The organism is Opitutus terrae PB90-1 (genome assembly GCF_000019965.1).
In the GTDB taxonomy this organism is placed as follows: domain Bacteria; phylum Verrucomicrobiota; class Verrucomicrobiia; order Opitutales; family Opitutaceae; genus Opitutus; species Opitutus terrae.
In genome coordinates, this window is the sequence record NC_010571.1 from 1,180,267 (window position 1) to 1,194,648 (window position 14,382).

Annotated in this window: 10 protein-coding genes; 4 read left to right on the forward strand and 6 right to left on the reverse strand. The window is 66.0% G+C overall.

Going from position 1 to position 14,382, the window contains the following annotated elements; translation table 11 throughout:
- Positions 1-65: 65 nt before the first annotated feature.
- Both OTER_RS04850 and OTER_RS04855 read right to left on the reverse strand, forming a co-directional pair.
- Entirely contained in the window at positions 66-1,352 is a 1,287-nt protein-coding gene (locus OTER_RS04850; RefSeq protein WP_012373789.1) for an MFS transporter, read from the reverse strand.
- A gap of 109 nt (positions 1,353-1,461) precedes the next feature.
- The gene (locus OTER_RS04855) at positions 1,462-2,463 is read right to left on the reverse strand and encodes a hypothetical protein (RefSeq protein WP_148218006.1); all 1,002 of its coding nucleotides are present in this window, start codon (positions 2,461-2,463) and stop codon (positions 1,462-1,464) included.
- Positions 2,464-2,585: 122 nt separating this feature from the next.
- On the opposite strand from OTER_RS04855, the gene OTER_RS04860 reads away from it, so the two are divergent.
- A complete protein-coding gene (locus tag OTER_RS04860; protein WP_012373791.1) occupies positions 2,586-4,205 on the forward strand; it encodes a glycosyltransferase family protein in 1,620 nt (539 codons plus the stop codon).
- Positions 4,206-4,258: 53 nt separating this feature from the next.
- Here OTER_RS04860 and OTER_RS04865 read toward each other — a convergent pair whose 3' ends face one another.
- Entirely contained in the window at positions 4,259-4,495 is a 237-nt protein-coding gene (locus OTER_RS04865) for a hypothetical protein (RefSeq protein WP_012373792.1), read from the reverse strand.
- Between the two features lie 33 nt (positions 4,496-4,528).
- On the opposite strand from OTER_RS04865, the gene OTER_RS23710 reads away from it, so the two are divergent.
- Positions 4,529-8,293 (forward strand): ATP-binding protein, encoded by a 3,765-nt coding sequence (locus OTER_RS23710; RefSeq protein ID WP_148218007.1) that lies wholly within the window; start codon positions 4,529-4,531, stop codon positions 8,291-8,293.
- Between the two features lie 17 nt (positions 8,294-8,310).
- On the opposite strand, the gene OTER_RS04875 is transcribed toward OTER_RS23710, so the two are convergent.
- Genes OTER_RS04875 through OTER_RS04885 form a run of 3 tightly spaced genes read right to left on the reverse strand, consistent with a single transcriptional unit; the run spans position 8,311 to position 10,020 of the window.
- Positions 8,311-8,907, reverse strand: coding sequence for a GNAT family N-acetyltransferase (locus OTER_RS04875; protein ID WP_012373794.1), 597 nt, complete (start codon positions 8,905-8,907; stop codon positions 8,311-8,313).
- Positions 8,904-9,371 (reverse strand): heme-binding domain-containing protein, encoded by a 468-nt coding sequence (locus tag OTER_RS04880; RefSeq protein WP_012373795.1) that lies wholly within the window; start codon positions 9,369-9,371, stop codon positions 8,904-8,906. Before OTER_RS04880 ends, OTER_RS04875 begins: the two co-directional genes overlap by 4 nt.
- 43 nt (positions 9,372-9,414) lie before the next feature.
- On the reverse strand, positions 9,415-10,020 hold the full coding sequence (locus OTER_RS04885) for a DUF4202 domain-containing protein (protein WP_012373796.1): 606 nt from the start codon (positions 10,018-10,020) through the stop codon (positions 9,415-9,417).
- Positions 10,021-10,193: 173 nt separating this feature from the next.
- Between OTER_RS04885 and OTER_RS04890 the strand changes: the two genes are divergently transcribed.
- On the forward strand, positions 10,194-10,544 hold the full coding sequence (locus tag OTER_RS04890; RefSeq protein WP_044891576.1) for a YkgJ family cysteine cluster protein: 351 nt from the start codon (positions 10,194-10,196) through the stop codon (positions 10,542-10,544).
- Between the two features lie 153 nt (positions 10,545-10,697).
- Positions 10,698-14,195: a pyruvate carboxylase gene (locus tag OTER_RS04895; protein WP_012373798.1), complete on the forward strand. Its 3,498-nt coding sequence runs from the start codon at positions 10,698-10,700 to the stop codon at positions 14,193-14,195.
- The last annotated feature ends 187 nt before the right edge of the window (positions 14,196-14,382 follow it).

The following is a 14,382-nucleotide window of genomic DNA, read 5'->3' on the forward strand; positions in this document are numbered from 1 at the left end:
CGCATTCACTCGCTGCAAGAGGGACGTTGCGGTTCGAACGCCCCAGCTCGCGGGGTGCGCAAAGACTACGCCGAAGTTTTTCGGCCGAAGGCGGAATCGACCTTGATCGCCGCCGTCGCGAGGAACGACGGGATCGTCGCGATGCAGACCCAGATAAAGAAATTCACGTAGCCGAGTTTTTCCTGCAGCCACCCGGCGCCCATCCCCGGCAGCATCATGCCCAACGCCATGAAGCCGGTGCAGAGCGCGTAGTGCGCCGTCCGATGCTCCCCGTCGGCGACCATCATCATGTAAACCATGTAGGCGGTGAACCCGAACCCGTAGCCGAACTGCTCGACCGCGAGCGCGCCGCCGACGACAGCGAGATTCGTCGGCTGGGCGAGCGCGAGGAAGATGAACACGAGATTCGGCGTATACATCGACAACAGCATCGGCCAGAGCAGCCGCTTCAATCCGAACCGCGCGATCACCGCTCCGCCGACGAGTCCACCCGCCGTCAGCGCAATCACGCCGATTGTGCCATAGATCAATCCCACGTGTTGCGTGCTCAGTCCCAAGCCGCCGACGCTGCGCGCGTCGAGCAGGAACGGCGGCACGAGCTTGAGCAGCTGCGCTTCGGCGAACCGGTAGAGGAGCAGAAATGCCAGGATAGGAACGATTCCTTTTTTCCGGAAAAAAGCGGCGAACACCTCGAGGTAATCTGTGCCGAACGAGGAGCGCGTGGGAGTGGCCGCGGTGGTCGCGCGCTCCGGCCGAGGCAGAAACACTCCATGATGAATCGCCACGACCACGAAGAAACCCGCGGCGAGCGCGAAGACCCAGGACCACGCCAACGCCGGATTCCCGGTGCGATCCTGCCAGACGCCCGCCAGCCAGACGAGGCCGCCTTGGCCGGCGATCATCGCGAGTCGATAGAACGTGCTGCGCACGCCGACGAACGCCGCCTGCTGGTGGGGAGCAAGCGCGAGCAGATAAAATCCGTCCGCCGCGATGTCGTGCGTGGCCGAGCTGAAGGCGAGCAGCCAGAAAACCGCGAGCGTTCCGACGAAAAAGAAGGAGCCAGGCAGGACCAGGGCGACGAGCGCCAGCGCCGCGGCCATCGCCAGTTGCAGCGCGACGATCCAGAACCGCTTCGTCCGGTAGAGTTCGACCACGGGCGACCAGAGCGGCTTGATGACCCACGGCAGGTAGAGCCAGCTGGTGTAGAGCGCGATGTCAGCGTTGGAGACGTGCAGGTTTTTGTAGAGCACCACCGACAGCGTCATCACCGCCACGTACGGAATCCCCTGCGCGAAATAGAGCGTGGGGATCCAGCGCCAGGGATGCGGCGAAGAGGCGACGGCGGGTTCCATGGACGATGAGCGCGCGGAGCTTGGGCGGTTTCCGCGGCCGGCACCATTCCGAATCGCCGGCTTGCAGCCTCTACCTTCCGGCGGCCGGCACGCCTGACAACCGTTGTGATCACGCCGCCATCAGCTTGACCAGGCCTGGTCGTAGATAGGCGATCGCCTGCCCCACATTCGCCCACTGGCCTCCGGTTTGTTTGACGATGCGCAACAACTCGCAGCTGAGCTTGAACGCGCGTTTCAGCAGCGTCGGACTCAACACCGCGGCAACGACGAACTGGGGCTCGATGTCGTCGGCGATCATCGGCGTCGTGGGCTGCACTGGCGCACGCTTGTGTTCGTCATTCGTTTCCTGATCGGGGAATTGCCACAGCGCGATCGCAAAGGTGGGCCGATCGAGCCACTCGGAAAACGAGCGTCGCACCTGTCGATTCCACAAAAGCGTATCGAAACCATTCATGCCCCACGAGGCGATGAGGCGGCAACGGAACTCCGGAATCTGTGGGAGATGAATGAAGTAGGTGGCAGACAGACGTTCGATTCGCTTGTGGGTGATCGCGGCTGCTGGCGGACTACCCGGCGCATAGCGTTTCATCACGTAGGCTGTGCGATAGCGATGGAACTCGATGTTGGCGAAGGAAGCCGAATCCAGCGGCAGAAGCGCAGCCGCCAGCGGGGACAGGTTCACCGAGATTCGGCTTAGGTGACTGAAGTAGGGCAGCACGGAAAACAGCACCGCATGCTCCAGGGCGGAGTTGCTGTTGCAGATGATCCCGCGCTGATCGTCGGCTTTGATCTGCACGTCGTCGACCGCCGGCCGGGTCGTCATCAAGAGCGTGTCAGTCGGCTGCAGGAAATCCAATGCTCCCTTGGGCTCGCGCAGGTCGGGATACCAATGAATGGACGTGCCGAAGGGCTGCCCTTTGGCGGTCAGGGCGGCGACCACCTCACTGCTCGCGGCAGAATCTCGCATCTGGTGGAGTTCCGCCTTGGTCCGGGGCGGCAACCTCACGGAGTAGGTCACGTGATAGACGGACATACGGGCCTCCTTTCGTAGAGGGGGGTTGAAGTGCTGGGCTCTGGCCGAGAATAAACCCGCTGCGACGAAACCCGCCACGGAGAAATTGGCGAACGATCCGAATTGCCGATCAATCTGGTTTGAGAACGAAATCCGATTTGCACGGCAAAATTGATTGCACGCATGCGTGAACCCAGGCCCGGCGCGTGTTCTCTGGGGTCATGCAACCCACCCCGCCTTCAGCCACGGTGCTCCCAGCCATCGTGGTCGAATTGATCCGCGGCGCGCGCTTCTTCGCGTTGCGTTATGAGACGTTTGTCACCCCCGCCGGCGATCTGGCCGACATCACGCGGGAAGAGGTCCGCACGTTCGCCGGTGCCGGCGTCGTGCTGGCGCCGTGGCACGAACGCGCGCGCGGGGCCGCGGACGCGCTGCAGACCGGACAGGTGGTGGCGCTTGACGGCAGTTGGGAACTGCCGCTCGGCCCGGGCTTCACGCGGAAGCTGAGCTTGCTGCTCTGCCGGGAGCCGCAGCGTGCCCCCGTGATTTTTCTGCGGGTCAGCGGCTGCTTTCTCGGCTGGCCGACAGCCTATGCCACGCCGGAATTGCCGGCCGATGCCATCGTGTACGCTCAAGCCCTCGACTTCGTGTTGCGCGCCGCCGGCGCGCGTCCGGAGCAGTGGGCCGCGATGATCGATTGGGAATGTTCTCCCGCCCTGCTCGCCCTGCACGGCCGTCATCGCACGCTCCTGCATCTCCAACACATCGCGGACGCCTGGCTGGGCGAGGCGGTGGCCTCCTTCCATTTTCCGGCGGGGGCGGGGCTGCAGCGAGGCACGGCCTTGCAGGCGGCCTTGCGCGTGGCCGACGTGGTGACGGGCGCGAGCCGCGGATTCTGCGACGCGCTCCGGCGCGAGCCCGTCTATCGCGATCTGCTCGCCGCGCACCTGCAATCCGAGCTGACCCGAATCGTCCCGCTCGAAAACGCACACTTCGGCGCCTTGGGCGCCGACGATTGCGCGCTGGCGGACGAACTCGCGAGCGACCGGCATCACGCCGGGATGGTGCTCGCGGCCAACATCGCGGCCCGCCGGATCGCCTACCTCGGCAACGAGCGGCAGCGGTTCCGCGGAGCTCCGCTCATCCTGTGCGGCGGGCGCAACACGACGCAGCACGGCTGGGACATCGCGATCGCGTGCGCCCGGCGGCTGCTCGAAACCAACCCGAATTTCACGGCGGCGTTTTGGTTCGTGATGCTTGACGGAGACGACGGAGCTTCCCGGCGGTTGGCCGAGATCGCCGATCTCGAGCGCGATTTTCCCCGCGCGATCGTCCGGTCGGACGGCTCCAAGGCGGAACTGAACCGTTTGCTGGCCGTCGCGGACTTGAACCTCTGCCCCAGTCTGTTCGAGCCATTCGGACGCTGCTATTCACGCACGATCATTCCCCTCTCCTCTGCCACCGACGGGCCGGGGTCGCAGATTCCGGCCCGCCGCCCCCGCGGCCGGGCTGCCGAGTATCACCGACGCTGGCACGGAGACCGTACGCCGGCGGGCTGGACCGTTTTCCCCGAGGTGGCACAAGCGCACGAATCGACGGTGAACGATTGGAAGGAACTGATTTCCGGACATCCAGTGGCCGCGACCAATGCCACCTTCCGAGCCTTGGTGGACGGCTATTGTGCGGCCTTGCTTGAGGCGATTGATCTGCGCAGCCAGCATCCGATCGAGTTTGCGGCCATGGTTTGCTCAGCACTGAGGATTCAGCGGGAACACTCCTGGGCGCAGAGCTACCAGAGCATGATCGATCTGATGGAGAGCGGATGCGTGGCGCTCGCCTAGAGCGTTTTCAAGAAAAGCGCGGCCACGTGGTGGCGGCAGCAGGCCGACGGATGCTATCGATCGCTGAAATCCAGCACGATGTCGTCCAGCATTTCGTCGTCGTCGAGCACGTTGGCACGGCTTTGCGCCAGCAGCCGCGCCCGGTCCTGCCGCCGTTGGTGCCGACTGCGCTGGTGCGGACGTTCAAAGGTTTCTTCGTCCTCGTAGCCCCGATCGAAGTCGTTCCGGCTCGCACTCGCTGAACCGGTCGACGCGTCCTGCTCGAGCTCGCGGTAGTGGGTGAGGTGCATGGGAGGGAGTTTCCTAGCTGTTACATCGTCGCAGTGGTCACGCTCCTTGACTGCGAACACCCTCAGGTGGATCCCTTGCGGAGCAAATTTGTCCTCCACCGCGAGGCGCCTGCAACGGCCGCGGCCGCCTCATCCTGCGGCCGGAAGGAATCGGCGAACGCAGCGAATGCCGCCTGGGTCGACGCGGTGGTGGCGGGAAACGTTTCAGTGTTGGGCCGGGCAACCGATAATCACAGATTACCCCTGGCTGGCACTGTCCGCTCCATGTCCTCCTCCTTCCAGCGAATCCGCCTGGAACGCATTTGCCTGTCGCTGCTCACCGGCTGCGTCTGGCTCGCGCTTGCTCCTGGCGCAGGGTTGCGCGGCGCCGAGGCGGCGCTCGATCCGGGCGGCCGATCCGCGATCACGAATGCGGTTTCCATCTGGGAACTGACGCCGGCGGAGAAAGCGCTCCGCCATCCGTTGCAGCTCGAGGGACGCGTCAGCTTCGTCGATCCGGTGTGGAAGAATTTCTGGATCGAGCAGAACGGCGTCGGCACCTACCTCATGCTGGCGAACGCGGCGCCGCCGCTGCGCGCGGGACAACGCGTGCGGCTCGAAGGCAGCATCGTGCCCAACCTGGGCCTCGCGGCGGATTCCGTCCGCGTCACCGTCCTGCAGGACTTCGAACCGATCACGCCGCTCGACGCGAATGGGCGTATCCGCGAGATGGGCGTGCTCGCGAGCCGGATCGTCACCGTCGACGCCTACGTCGCCAACCAGCTCTATGTTGACGCTGACCACATCCGGCTGGCCCTGATCATCGAGGATCGCCCGGTGATCGGTTGGGTGAAGCCCGCCAATCCGCATGCGGTGCCGAATTGGGAGCGTAAGTTCGTCCGGCTTCAGGCGCTCTATTCATCGCGCTTCAATCCCACCAACACGGAGACCTCCATCGAACTCTGGTGTGGCGGCGAGGAGAATGTCTCGGTCCTCGGTTCGCTTACGGACTCCGGGGTTTTCGACCGGGCGTGCACGCCGATCGCCCAGTTGCCGCAGATGCCGCTGGGTGCCGAAGTGCTGGTGCGGGGAGTCGTCGAGGCGCACGATGCGGGAGCCTACCTGAGGATGCGCGACGATACTGGTCAGGTACTGGTGCGCTCGATCCAGCCGGAGCGGATCGCGTTTGGCGCGGAGGTGGAGGCCGTCGGACGCGTGGATTGCGAAGGCGCGAAATGGGTCCTGCGCAACGCGCTGTTTCGGCGGACGAAGGTGGTGCCATTGCTGCGCAACAAGTCGGCCGGGTTGGATTCAGTCGATGGTATCCGGCAGCTGTCGCTGCCGCAGGCCGCCAGCGGGTTGCCGGTGAAGATCTCGGGGCTGGTCACCTGGTCGATGCCGGGCACGGAGTTTTTCTATCTGCAGGACGTGACCGGCGGCATCCGGGTGAACTTCGATCCGAAGACGATCGAGGTGCCGCAACTCGGAAAATATCTTCAGGTCGAAGGCACGACGATGGTCCGCGGCTTCATGCCGTCGGTGCGGTTGGCGGGCATCGTCGACCGCGGCTCGATGACCCACGCCGAGGGTCGCAACGTCACGTTCGAGCAGGCGATCACAGGAAAGGAGGATGGCCAGTGGGTCGCCATCCGGGGATTCATCCAGCGCACGGAATCGCAGGGCGACTGGCGTTGGATATACATGACGACGCCCGGTGGCGAGGTGGTCGGGCATCTACAGTCACCCGTAAACTTCGTCGCCAATCCGGGTTCGCTGATCCGCATGCAGGGCGTCTGCGAGGCCACCGGCGACAGCAACGGGCTGCTGACCGGCGTGATGCTCCGGGTGCCGTTCATTCACAGCATCGTCGTCGAGGAGGACGCGCCGGTCGACTACTACGACCTGCCCGTGCATTCGATCAAGGGGCTGCGCCGGCTCAGCGGCACGCGCGAGCTCACCCGCGTCCGCATCTCGGCCGAGGTGCTGCACCAGGTGCCCGGGCGGGCGATCGTCGTGCAGGAGGAGGATGTCGGCTTGCAGCTGCTCAGCCGGCAGGAGCAGAACCTGGCCCCGGGCGACCGGATCGACGCCGTCGGGATTCTCGGGTGGGAGGGCGGCCGGATTGTGTTGCGCGAAACGGTGTGTCGGAAACAAGGCCGCGGGCCGGCGCCGCGTCCGGTGGAGCTGACCACCCCCGGCCAGCTGGCGCCGGCGCTCGACGCGCGCTTGGTGAGCATCACCGGCCAGTTGATCGATGTTTCGCAGCAGTCCGACCACGTGCGGCTCACGCTCCAAGCCGGTGATACCTTGGTGGAGGCCACCCTGGATCGAGACAGCGCCGAACCGGTCGATCCGCAGGTCGGCGCGAAGGTCCGGCTGACCGGCATCTACCGGCTGGACTTCGACAATGCGCGGTGGTTTCGCCGGTTCACGCTGCAACTCCGCTCGCCGGCGGACATCGCGGTGCTGCAACAGCCGAGGTTGTGGACCGTGCAGCGCGCGCTCCTCGCCGCCGGCGTGCTCGGCGGACTCGCGCTGCTCGGGTTCGGCTGGATCACGGCGCTGCGGCGTCGCGTGCATCAGCAAACGCGGCAAATCCGCGAACAGCTCGAGCGACAAACCAGACTCGAGGCCGAGGTGCAGCGGGCCGCGCGGCTTGAATCGCTGGGCGTGCTCGCCGGCGGCATCGCGCATGATTTCAACAACCTGCTCACGATCATCATCGGCAACCTCGGCTTGGCGCTCGCGGATGGAAAGTTGAGCGAGTCGACCATCCGGTTTCTGCGCGAGATCGAGCGCGGGGCGACGCGCGCGCGATCGCTCACGCGGCAGCTGCTGACGTTCGCGGAGGGCGGTGAGCCGCTCCGCCTCCCGATCGAGGCGCCGGAGTTCGTCCGGGCCGCGGCCGAACGCGCGCTGCATGGCTCCGCCGTCCGCGCCGAGTACGTCGTGCCGCCGGGGCTCTGGCACGTCCTGGCCGACAAGGACCAGATCGCGCAGGCGATCCAAAACCTCGTGGTCAACGCGATCCAGGCGATGCCCAACGGCGGCGCCCTGCTCGTGACCTTCAGCAACGAGACCATCGGAGCGGGCGACAAGAACAACCTTGAGCACGGTCGCTACGTGAAGATCACCCTGGCCGATTCCGGCGAGGGCATCCGCCCCGAAGTGCTGCCGCGGATCTTCGACCCGTATTTCACGACGCGCCGGACCGGCAGCGGGCTCGGCTTGGCGACGGTGTATTCGATCCTGAAACGGCACGCCGGCAGCATCGAAGTTGACTCCCGCGTGGGGTACGGCACCACGTTCACGTTGCGGTTGCCGGCAACCGACGCGGTGTTGCCCGAGGCGGCGGGCCAACCGGTCACCACGGCCGAACCGCCCACCGCACTGACGGCAATGCCCGCGGCCGCGACGAAGGGCGCGCGCGTGCTGCTGATGGACGATGAACCCAGCATCCAGCTCGTCGTGGTCCAGGTTTTGCAGCGCATCGGTGTCGAGGTCACCGCGGTCGCGGACGGTGCGGCCGCACTCCGGGAGTTCAGCCTCGCGCAGCATCAAGGGAAACCATTCCAGCTGCTGCTGCTGGACCTCACTGTTCCAGGCGGCATGGGCGGCCGCGAGGCGTTGGAGCTGATTCGCCGGCTCGATCCGCAAGTGCCGGCCGTCGTTTCGAGCGGCTACTCGAACGATCCAGTGATGGGGAATTTCCGCGCGCATGGCTTCCAGGCGATGGTGCAGAAGCCCTACGACGCGCAGCGGCTCGCGGCGGTGGTGCAGGAACTGCTCGAACAGTTGCCGCCGGGTGCGGCGACCTGACCTTCCTTCGCCGCACGCTATTTTGTCTGCGCGTAAAACACGCAGTCGCGCGGCTCCGGTCCGAGATTGGGAAACATCTGCCAACGCCGAAGCACGCCTTCGCACTGGAGCCCGGCTTTCGCCATCACCCGGGCGGAGGCGACGTTCTCCGTCGCGCAGTAGGCCCAGGCGCGGAGCACGCGCGGCTCTGCCGCGGCCCACCGGACGAGATAGCACAGCGCCTCCGTCGCGTAACCGCGGTTCCAATGCGCCCGGCCCAGCACGTAGCCGAACATGGCCCTGGCCCCATCCACCATGACGCCGATGGAGCCGATCGGCGCATCCGTGCCGCGGTGGCACAGGAGGTAGGCGTATTCGCCGTCGCCGGTTTCCCACCCCGCCGCGCGTTGCCGGAGGAAATTCGCCAGCGGCTCGATTTTTGCATACGGCCGCCACGCCAGATAGCGCGTCGCCTCTGGATCGCTGGCGTAGGCCGCGAAGACCGCGGCTGCGTCTGCTTCGCGCGGCCGCCGCGCGAACAACCGCGGCGTTTCAAACCAGTCGGGCGGTCGCAGCGGCGGCTCCGCGGCGGGCGAGTGAATGACCGCAGCGCCTTCGGCTGAAGTGCGGCTCATGGTGGCGGCAGCGTCGACTGGATGCTCTTTGCCCAAGCGACGAGCGCTTTGACCTCGGTGTCGCTGAGTCGCGCGTCGGGGTGCAGCCAAGTGTAGGAACGCAGCGGCATTTCGTGCTCCTCCACTTCCTCGATGAGCGACTCAATCTTGTGCGCGGCCCGGTCGGGCGAGTAGGTGCCGAACTGCGAAAAGTTCAGGTGGCGTCGGCCGTCCTTGACGTGGCTCGCCAGCCACCAGCCGGCCGGCTGCACCTGCGCATACCAGGGATAACGGGTCTGGTCGGAGTGACAGTCGTAGCACGCGCGCGCCAGGATCGATTTCACCTCGGCGGACGTGGGATGAAGCGCCGTGACATCAATCGCGTCGGGGGCGACGTTGGTGGTGGTCAACGCCGGCCGAACAAACTGGAGGCCCACAAGCACAAGAGCGAGGACGACGAGAATCTTGCGCGTGAGCGGTTTCATGAGACCGGGGTGCTCACGACCAGAGCCGGCGGCGAGGCCCGCGTCAAACGTCCGCGCGCGGCGCGAGGGGAGCAGCGGTCGCTTCGCGCACGAGGGCGCTGATGGCGGGAGGCAGCTCAAGCTGGCGCGCGAGCGCCTGCGCCTCCGGGCTCATCTTGCGCCAGGTTTTCCGGATGATCTCCACGAATTTCTCGCGTGGGTAATCCACGTGCTGGGCGGCAAACGCCGCGATCTCGTTTTCGAGAAACACCAGGCACGCGGCGTCCTCGAGCGCTTGCGTGCCGGCGTTCGCTTTCAGTCCGGTTTTCGACACCCACGTGGCGACCTCCGCGGCCACGGCGGGCTGCATCCCGGCCGCGAGCAGAAGTTCGCGCGCGCGCTCGGCCTGTTTCGTGTAAAGGGACCTTCGCCAGGCGAGATAACCGGGCTTGCCGTCCGGAAACGTGCTGCGGGGCACCGACCAGCGTTCGAGGTGCTGGCAACGCGCGGCGAGCCGGAGCAGGGGTGTGGGAGTTGCCGCGACGCGTTGCACCCAGGCTTCCATCCGGTTGGCGTACACGAGCTCCGCCGGCTGGCCAGCCGGGGTGCGGTTGGGATCGGCGGCGTGCGCGGCGTCGATCGCTTCGCGTGCGCGGGCATAGGCGTCCATCCGCGCAGCATGGTGGTGCGCGCGACCTCCGCGCAAGCCTCGCGGCCCGCAGCGCCGTGTCATGGCGTGGTCCGCGCCCGCCCGGGGTGCCGCGCGCGCCTCCATGATTCCCCGGATGCATCGAGGCTTTCCGGCCCGCGCGGTTGGGCCTACGCTGGCGTCGAGCCGATCTCATGGGTTTCCCTGAAAACTGTCAGGCGTGCGCGGTGTGCTGCTTTTCCATGCTCGCGACGTACGTGCCGGTCACGGGCCGCGACTGGTCGCGGCTCGGCCCCGGGGCGGAGGATGAGGCGCATTTTGTGGGCAACCGCGTCTACATGAAAATGCGTGATGGGCACTGCGGTGCCCTGGGTTGGCGTCTCACCGCCGACGGCGTGCCGAAATTTTTTTGCACCGTCTACGAGCGCCGGCCGCAGCTCTGCCGCGATCTCGCCCGCGGTTCGCCACTCTGCCGCGGTGAGCTCGCCACGAAGGCGGACCGGGTCGCGGCATGGCTGAGGAACAACCCCGCGACCGCGAGGTGAGGGCGATGCAACCCGCGGCCGTGGTGCTGGTCCACTCTGCCGTTGCCTTCGCCGCAGCCGTTCCTAATACCCGCGGCTGCGCCCCCGCGCCACATGCTTCCTCCAGAACTTTCCGCCCCGGCGCCTGAACGGCTCCGCCCGATCCACAAATTGATGGCTGCGAACCGCAGCGAGATTGCCGTGCGCATCTTCCGCGCCGGCACCGAACTCGGGCTCCGCACGGTCGCGGTCTTTGCCCAGGAGGATCGGTTCTGCATCCATCGCTACAAGGCCGACGAGGCGTATCAGATCGGTGACGGCAAGGGTCCGGTTGCGGCGTATCTGGACATCGAGAGCATCATCGACGTCGCGAAGCGCCGCGGCGTGGACGCCATTCACCCGGGTTACGGCTTCCTCTCGGAGAACGCCGAGCTCGCCCGCGCGTGCGAGCGGGCGGGCCTGATCTTCGTCGGACCGCGGCCCGAACTGCTCGACATGATGGGCGACAAGACCGCGGCTCGCGCGCTCGCCCAGCGGATCGGCGTGCCGGTGCTGCCGGGCACGGAGGAGCCGCTGACCGATCGCGACGAGGCGTTGCGCGTCGCGAAATCGATCGGATTCCCGTTGATCATCAAGGCGGCCTTCGGCGGCGGCGGTCGCGGCATGCGGATCGTGCACAAGCCGGCCGACATGGCCGGGCTGCTCGACGAAGCGCAGGCGGAGGCCGGCCGCGCGTTCGGCAATCCGGCGGTTTTTCTGGAGAAATACATCCCGCGCGCGAAGCACATCGAGGTGCAGGTACTCGGCGACCGGCACGGCAACGTGATCCATCTCCACGAGCGCGATTGCTCCGTGCAGCGCCGGCACCAGAAGGTCGTCGAAGTGGCGCCGAGCTACGGGCTGCCGGAGACGATCGTCGCCGAGCTCTGCGAAGCGGCGGCCAAGCTCGCGCGTTCCATTCGCTACGACAACGCGGGCACGATCGAATTTCTCTACGATCTCGACCGGCACGAGTGGTTCTTCATCGAGATGAACCCGCGCATCCAGGTCGAGCATACCATCACCGAGGTGATCACTGGCCTTGATCTGGTGCGCGCGCAGATCCTGATCGCGCAGGGCCACGCCTTGCACTCGCGCGAGGTGGGCATGCCACCGCAATCCGCCGTGCCGCGGCTGGGCTATGCGATCCAGAGCCGGATCACCACCGAGGATCCGGCGAACAAGTTCATTCCCGACTACGGGCGAATCATGGTGTACCGCTCGCCCGGAGGCTTCGGCGTGCGGCTCGACGGCGGCATGGGCTTCGCCGGCGCGGTGATCACGCCGTTCTACGACTCGCTGCTCGTGAAGTGCATCACCAGCGGCGACACCTACGAGAGCGCGATCCATCGCGCACGTCGCGCGTTGGCGGAGTTCCGGATCCGCGGCGTCAAAACCAACATTCCTTTTATCGAAAACGTCATCGCGCACCCGCTGTTCCAGAGCGGCCAGGCGACGACGATGCTGATCGACACCTCGCCCGAATTGCTGTCCTTCCGGCCGCGCCGCGACCGCGCGACCAAGCTGCTGAATTTTCTGGGCAACGTCATCGTCAACGGCAATCCACACGCGAAGGGCTACAAGCCCGGAAAGTCACTCCTGCCGGCCGTGCCGCCCGCGGGCGGTCGCGGCGAACCGCCGCGCGGCACGCGCCAGCTGCTGCTTGAGCTCGGCCCGAAAAAATTTGCGGAGTGGACGCTCAAGCAGAAGCGGCTGCTGATCACCGACACCACGCTGCGCGACGCGCATCAATCGTTGATGGCCACGCGCGTGCGCACCTACGACATGCGCGCGGTGGCCGACGCCCTGGCGCATCACGCACCGGGGCTGTTCTCGCTGGAGATGTGGGGCGGCGCGACCTTCGACACCGCGATGCGCTTCCTCTACGAGGACCCGTGGGACCGGCTGCGGCAGCTGCGCGCGGCGGTGCCTAACATCTGTTTCCAGATGCTGCTACGCGGCGCGAACGCGGTGGGCTATACGAACTATCCAGACCACGTGGTCGCCGGGTTCGTCCGTCACGCCGCGTCGGCGGGCATGGATATTTTCCGAATCTTCGACTCGCTGAACTATCTGCCGAACCTGCGCGTCGCCATGGAGGCGGTGCAGGATACGCACGCGGTCTGCGAGGCGGCGATCTGCTACACCGGCGACATCCTCGACGGGAAACGCGATAAGTTCAGCCTGCAGTATTACGTGAAACTTGCCCGTGAGCTGGAGCGGATGGGCGCGCATTTCCTCGCGATCAAGGACATGGCCGGACTCTGCCGACCCTACGCTGCCTACAAGCTGGTGAAGGCGCTGCGGGAGGAGATCGGGCTGCCGATCCATTTCCATACGCACGACACCAGCGGGATCGCCGCGACATCGGTGCTGCGGGCGAGCGACGCGGGCGTTGACGTGGTCGACCTCGCGATCGCCTCGATGAGCGGCAGCACGTCGCAGCCGAACCTGAACTCGATCGTCGCCGCACTGCAGCATACGCCGCGCGATCCACAGCTCGATCTGGAACGGTTGAATGCGGTCTCCGATTACTGGGAACACGTGCGTGAGTTCTACCGGCCGTTCGACACCGCGCCCAAGACCGGCTCGGCGGAGGTTTACCTGCACGAGATGCCGGGCGGGCAGTATACGAACCTCAAGGAGCAAGCTGCGTCGATGGGGGTGTCGCACCGCTGGCCCGAAATCGCGCGCACCTACGCGGAGGTGAACCAGCTGTTTGGCGACATCGTGAAGGTCACGCCTTCCTCGAAAGTCGTGGGCGATCTCGCGCTGTTCCTCTTTTCGCGCGGCATCCGACCGGCGGATGTCGTCAACCTGCCGCCCGGTACCACGCCTTATCCGGAGAGCGTGATCGACATGCTGATGGGCGGACTCGGTTGGCCGGAGGGCGGCTGGCCCGAAGCCGTATGGCGTGCGATCCTCGGCGAGGCGCGCTTCAAGGAGGCGAAGGCAAAATACACGGCCGCGACCCGCGCGACTAAGTCCAGAGCCAAGAGTCCAGAGTCCAGAGCGGGCCACAAGCTCTCAGCTCCAGACTCTCAGCTCTCAGCTTTGCGCGACGAACTCGCCGAGAAACTTCGGCACCAGCCGAGCGACGACGAGTTGTTCTCACACCTGATGTATCCGCAGGTGTTTGCCGATTTCGCCAAACACGAGCGCGAGTTCGGCGACGTGAGCGTGCTGCCGACGCCCGCGTTCTTCTACGGGTTGCAGCCCGCGGAGGAAATCTCGGTCGAGATCGAGGAAGGCAAGGTGCTGATCATCCGGCTCGTATCGGTCGGCGCGCCGGACAAGGACGGTCGCCGCACCATTGCTTACGAGCTCAACGGCATCTCGCGCGAAGCGCTGATCGTCGACCGCAGCGTCGCGCCGAAGGCGAAGCCGCGGCTCAAGGCCGACCTCGCGAATCCGCTGCAGGTCGCCGCGCCGATTCCCGGACTCGTCGTGGTGCTGAACGTGTCGGTCGGCACAAAAGTCACGAAGGGCGACAAGCTCTTCATGATGGAAGCGATGAAAATGCAGACCACGGTGTACGCGCAGGCGGATGGCGTCGTGGCCGAGTTGCACGCCGCCGTCGGCGACACCGTCGAAGCGAAGGACCTCGTCGTTACCCTGCGCGACGGCGAATAGCCGCGCGCGAGGTTTCGCCGGCGGCGCGCGGGCCAAACCGCGCGACTCCGGCGGGGCTCGTCCGCTGGGGAAATATCGGATGCGCCAGCCGGGTCCGGAAAGGCCGGGACGAAATTTACTTCGCCGCTGTCCGCGGTTGGTTGCGCATTTGCCGTGTTCAGATTTTTCTCCCGGTTTTGTTTCCTCA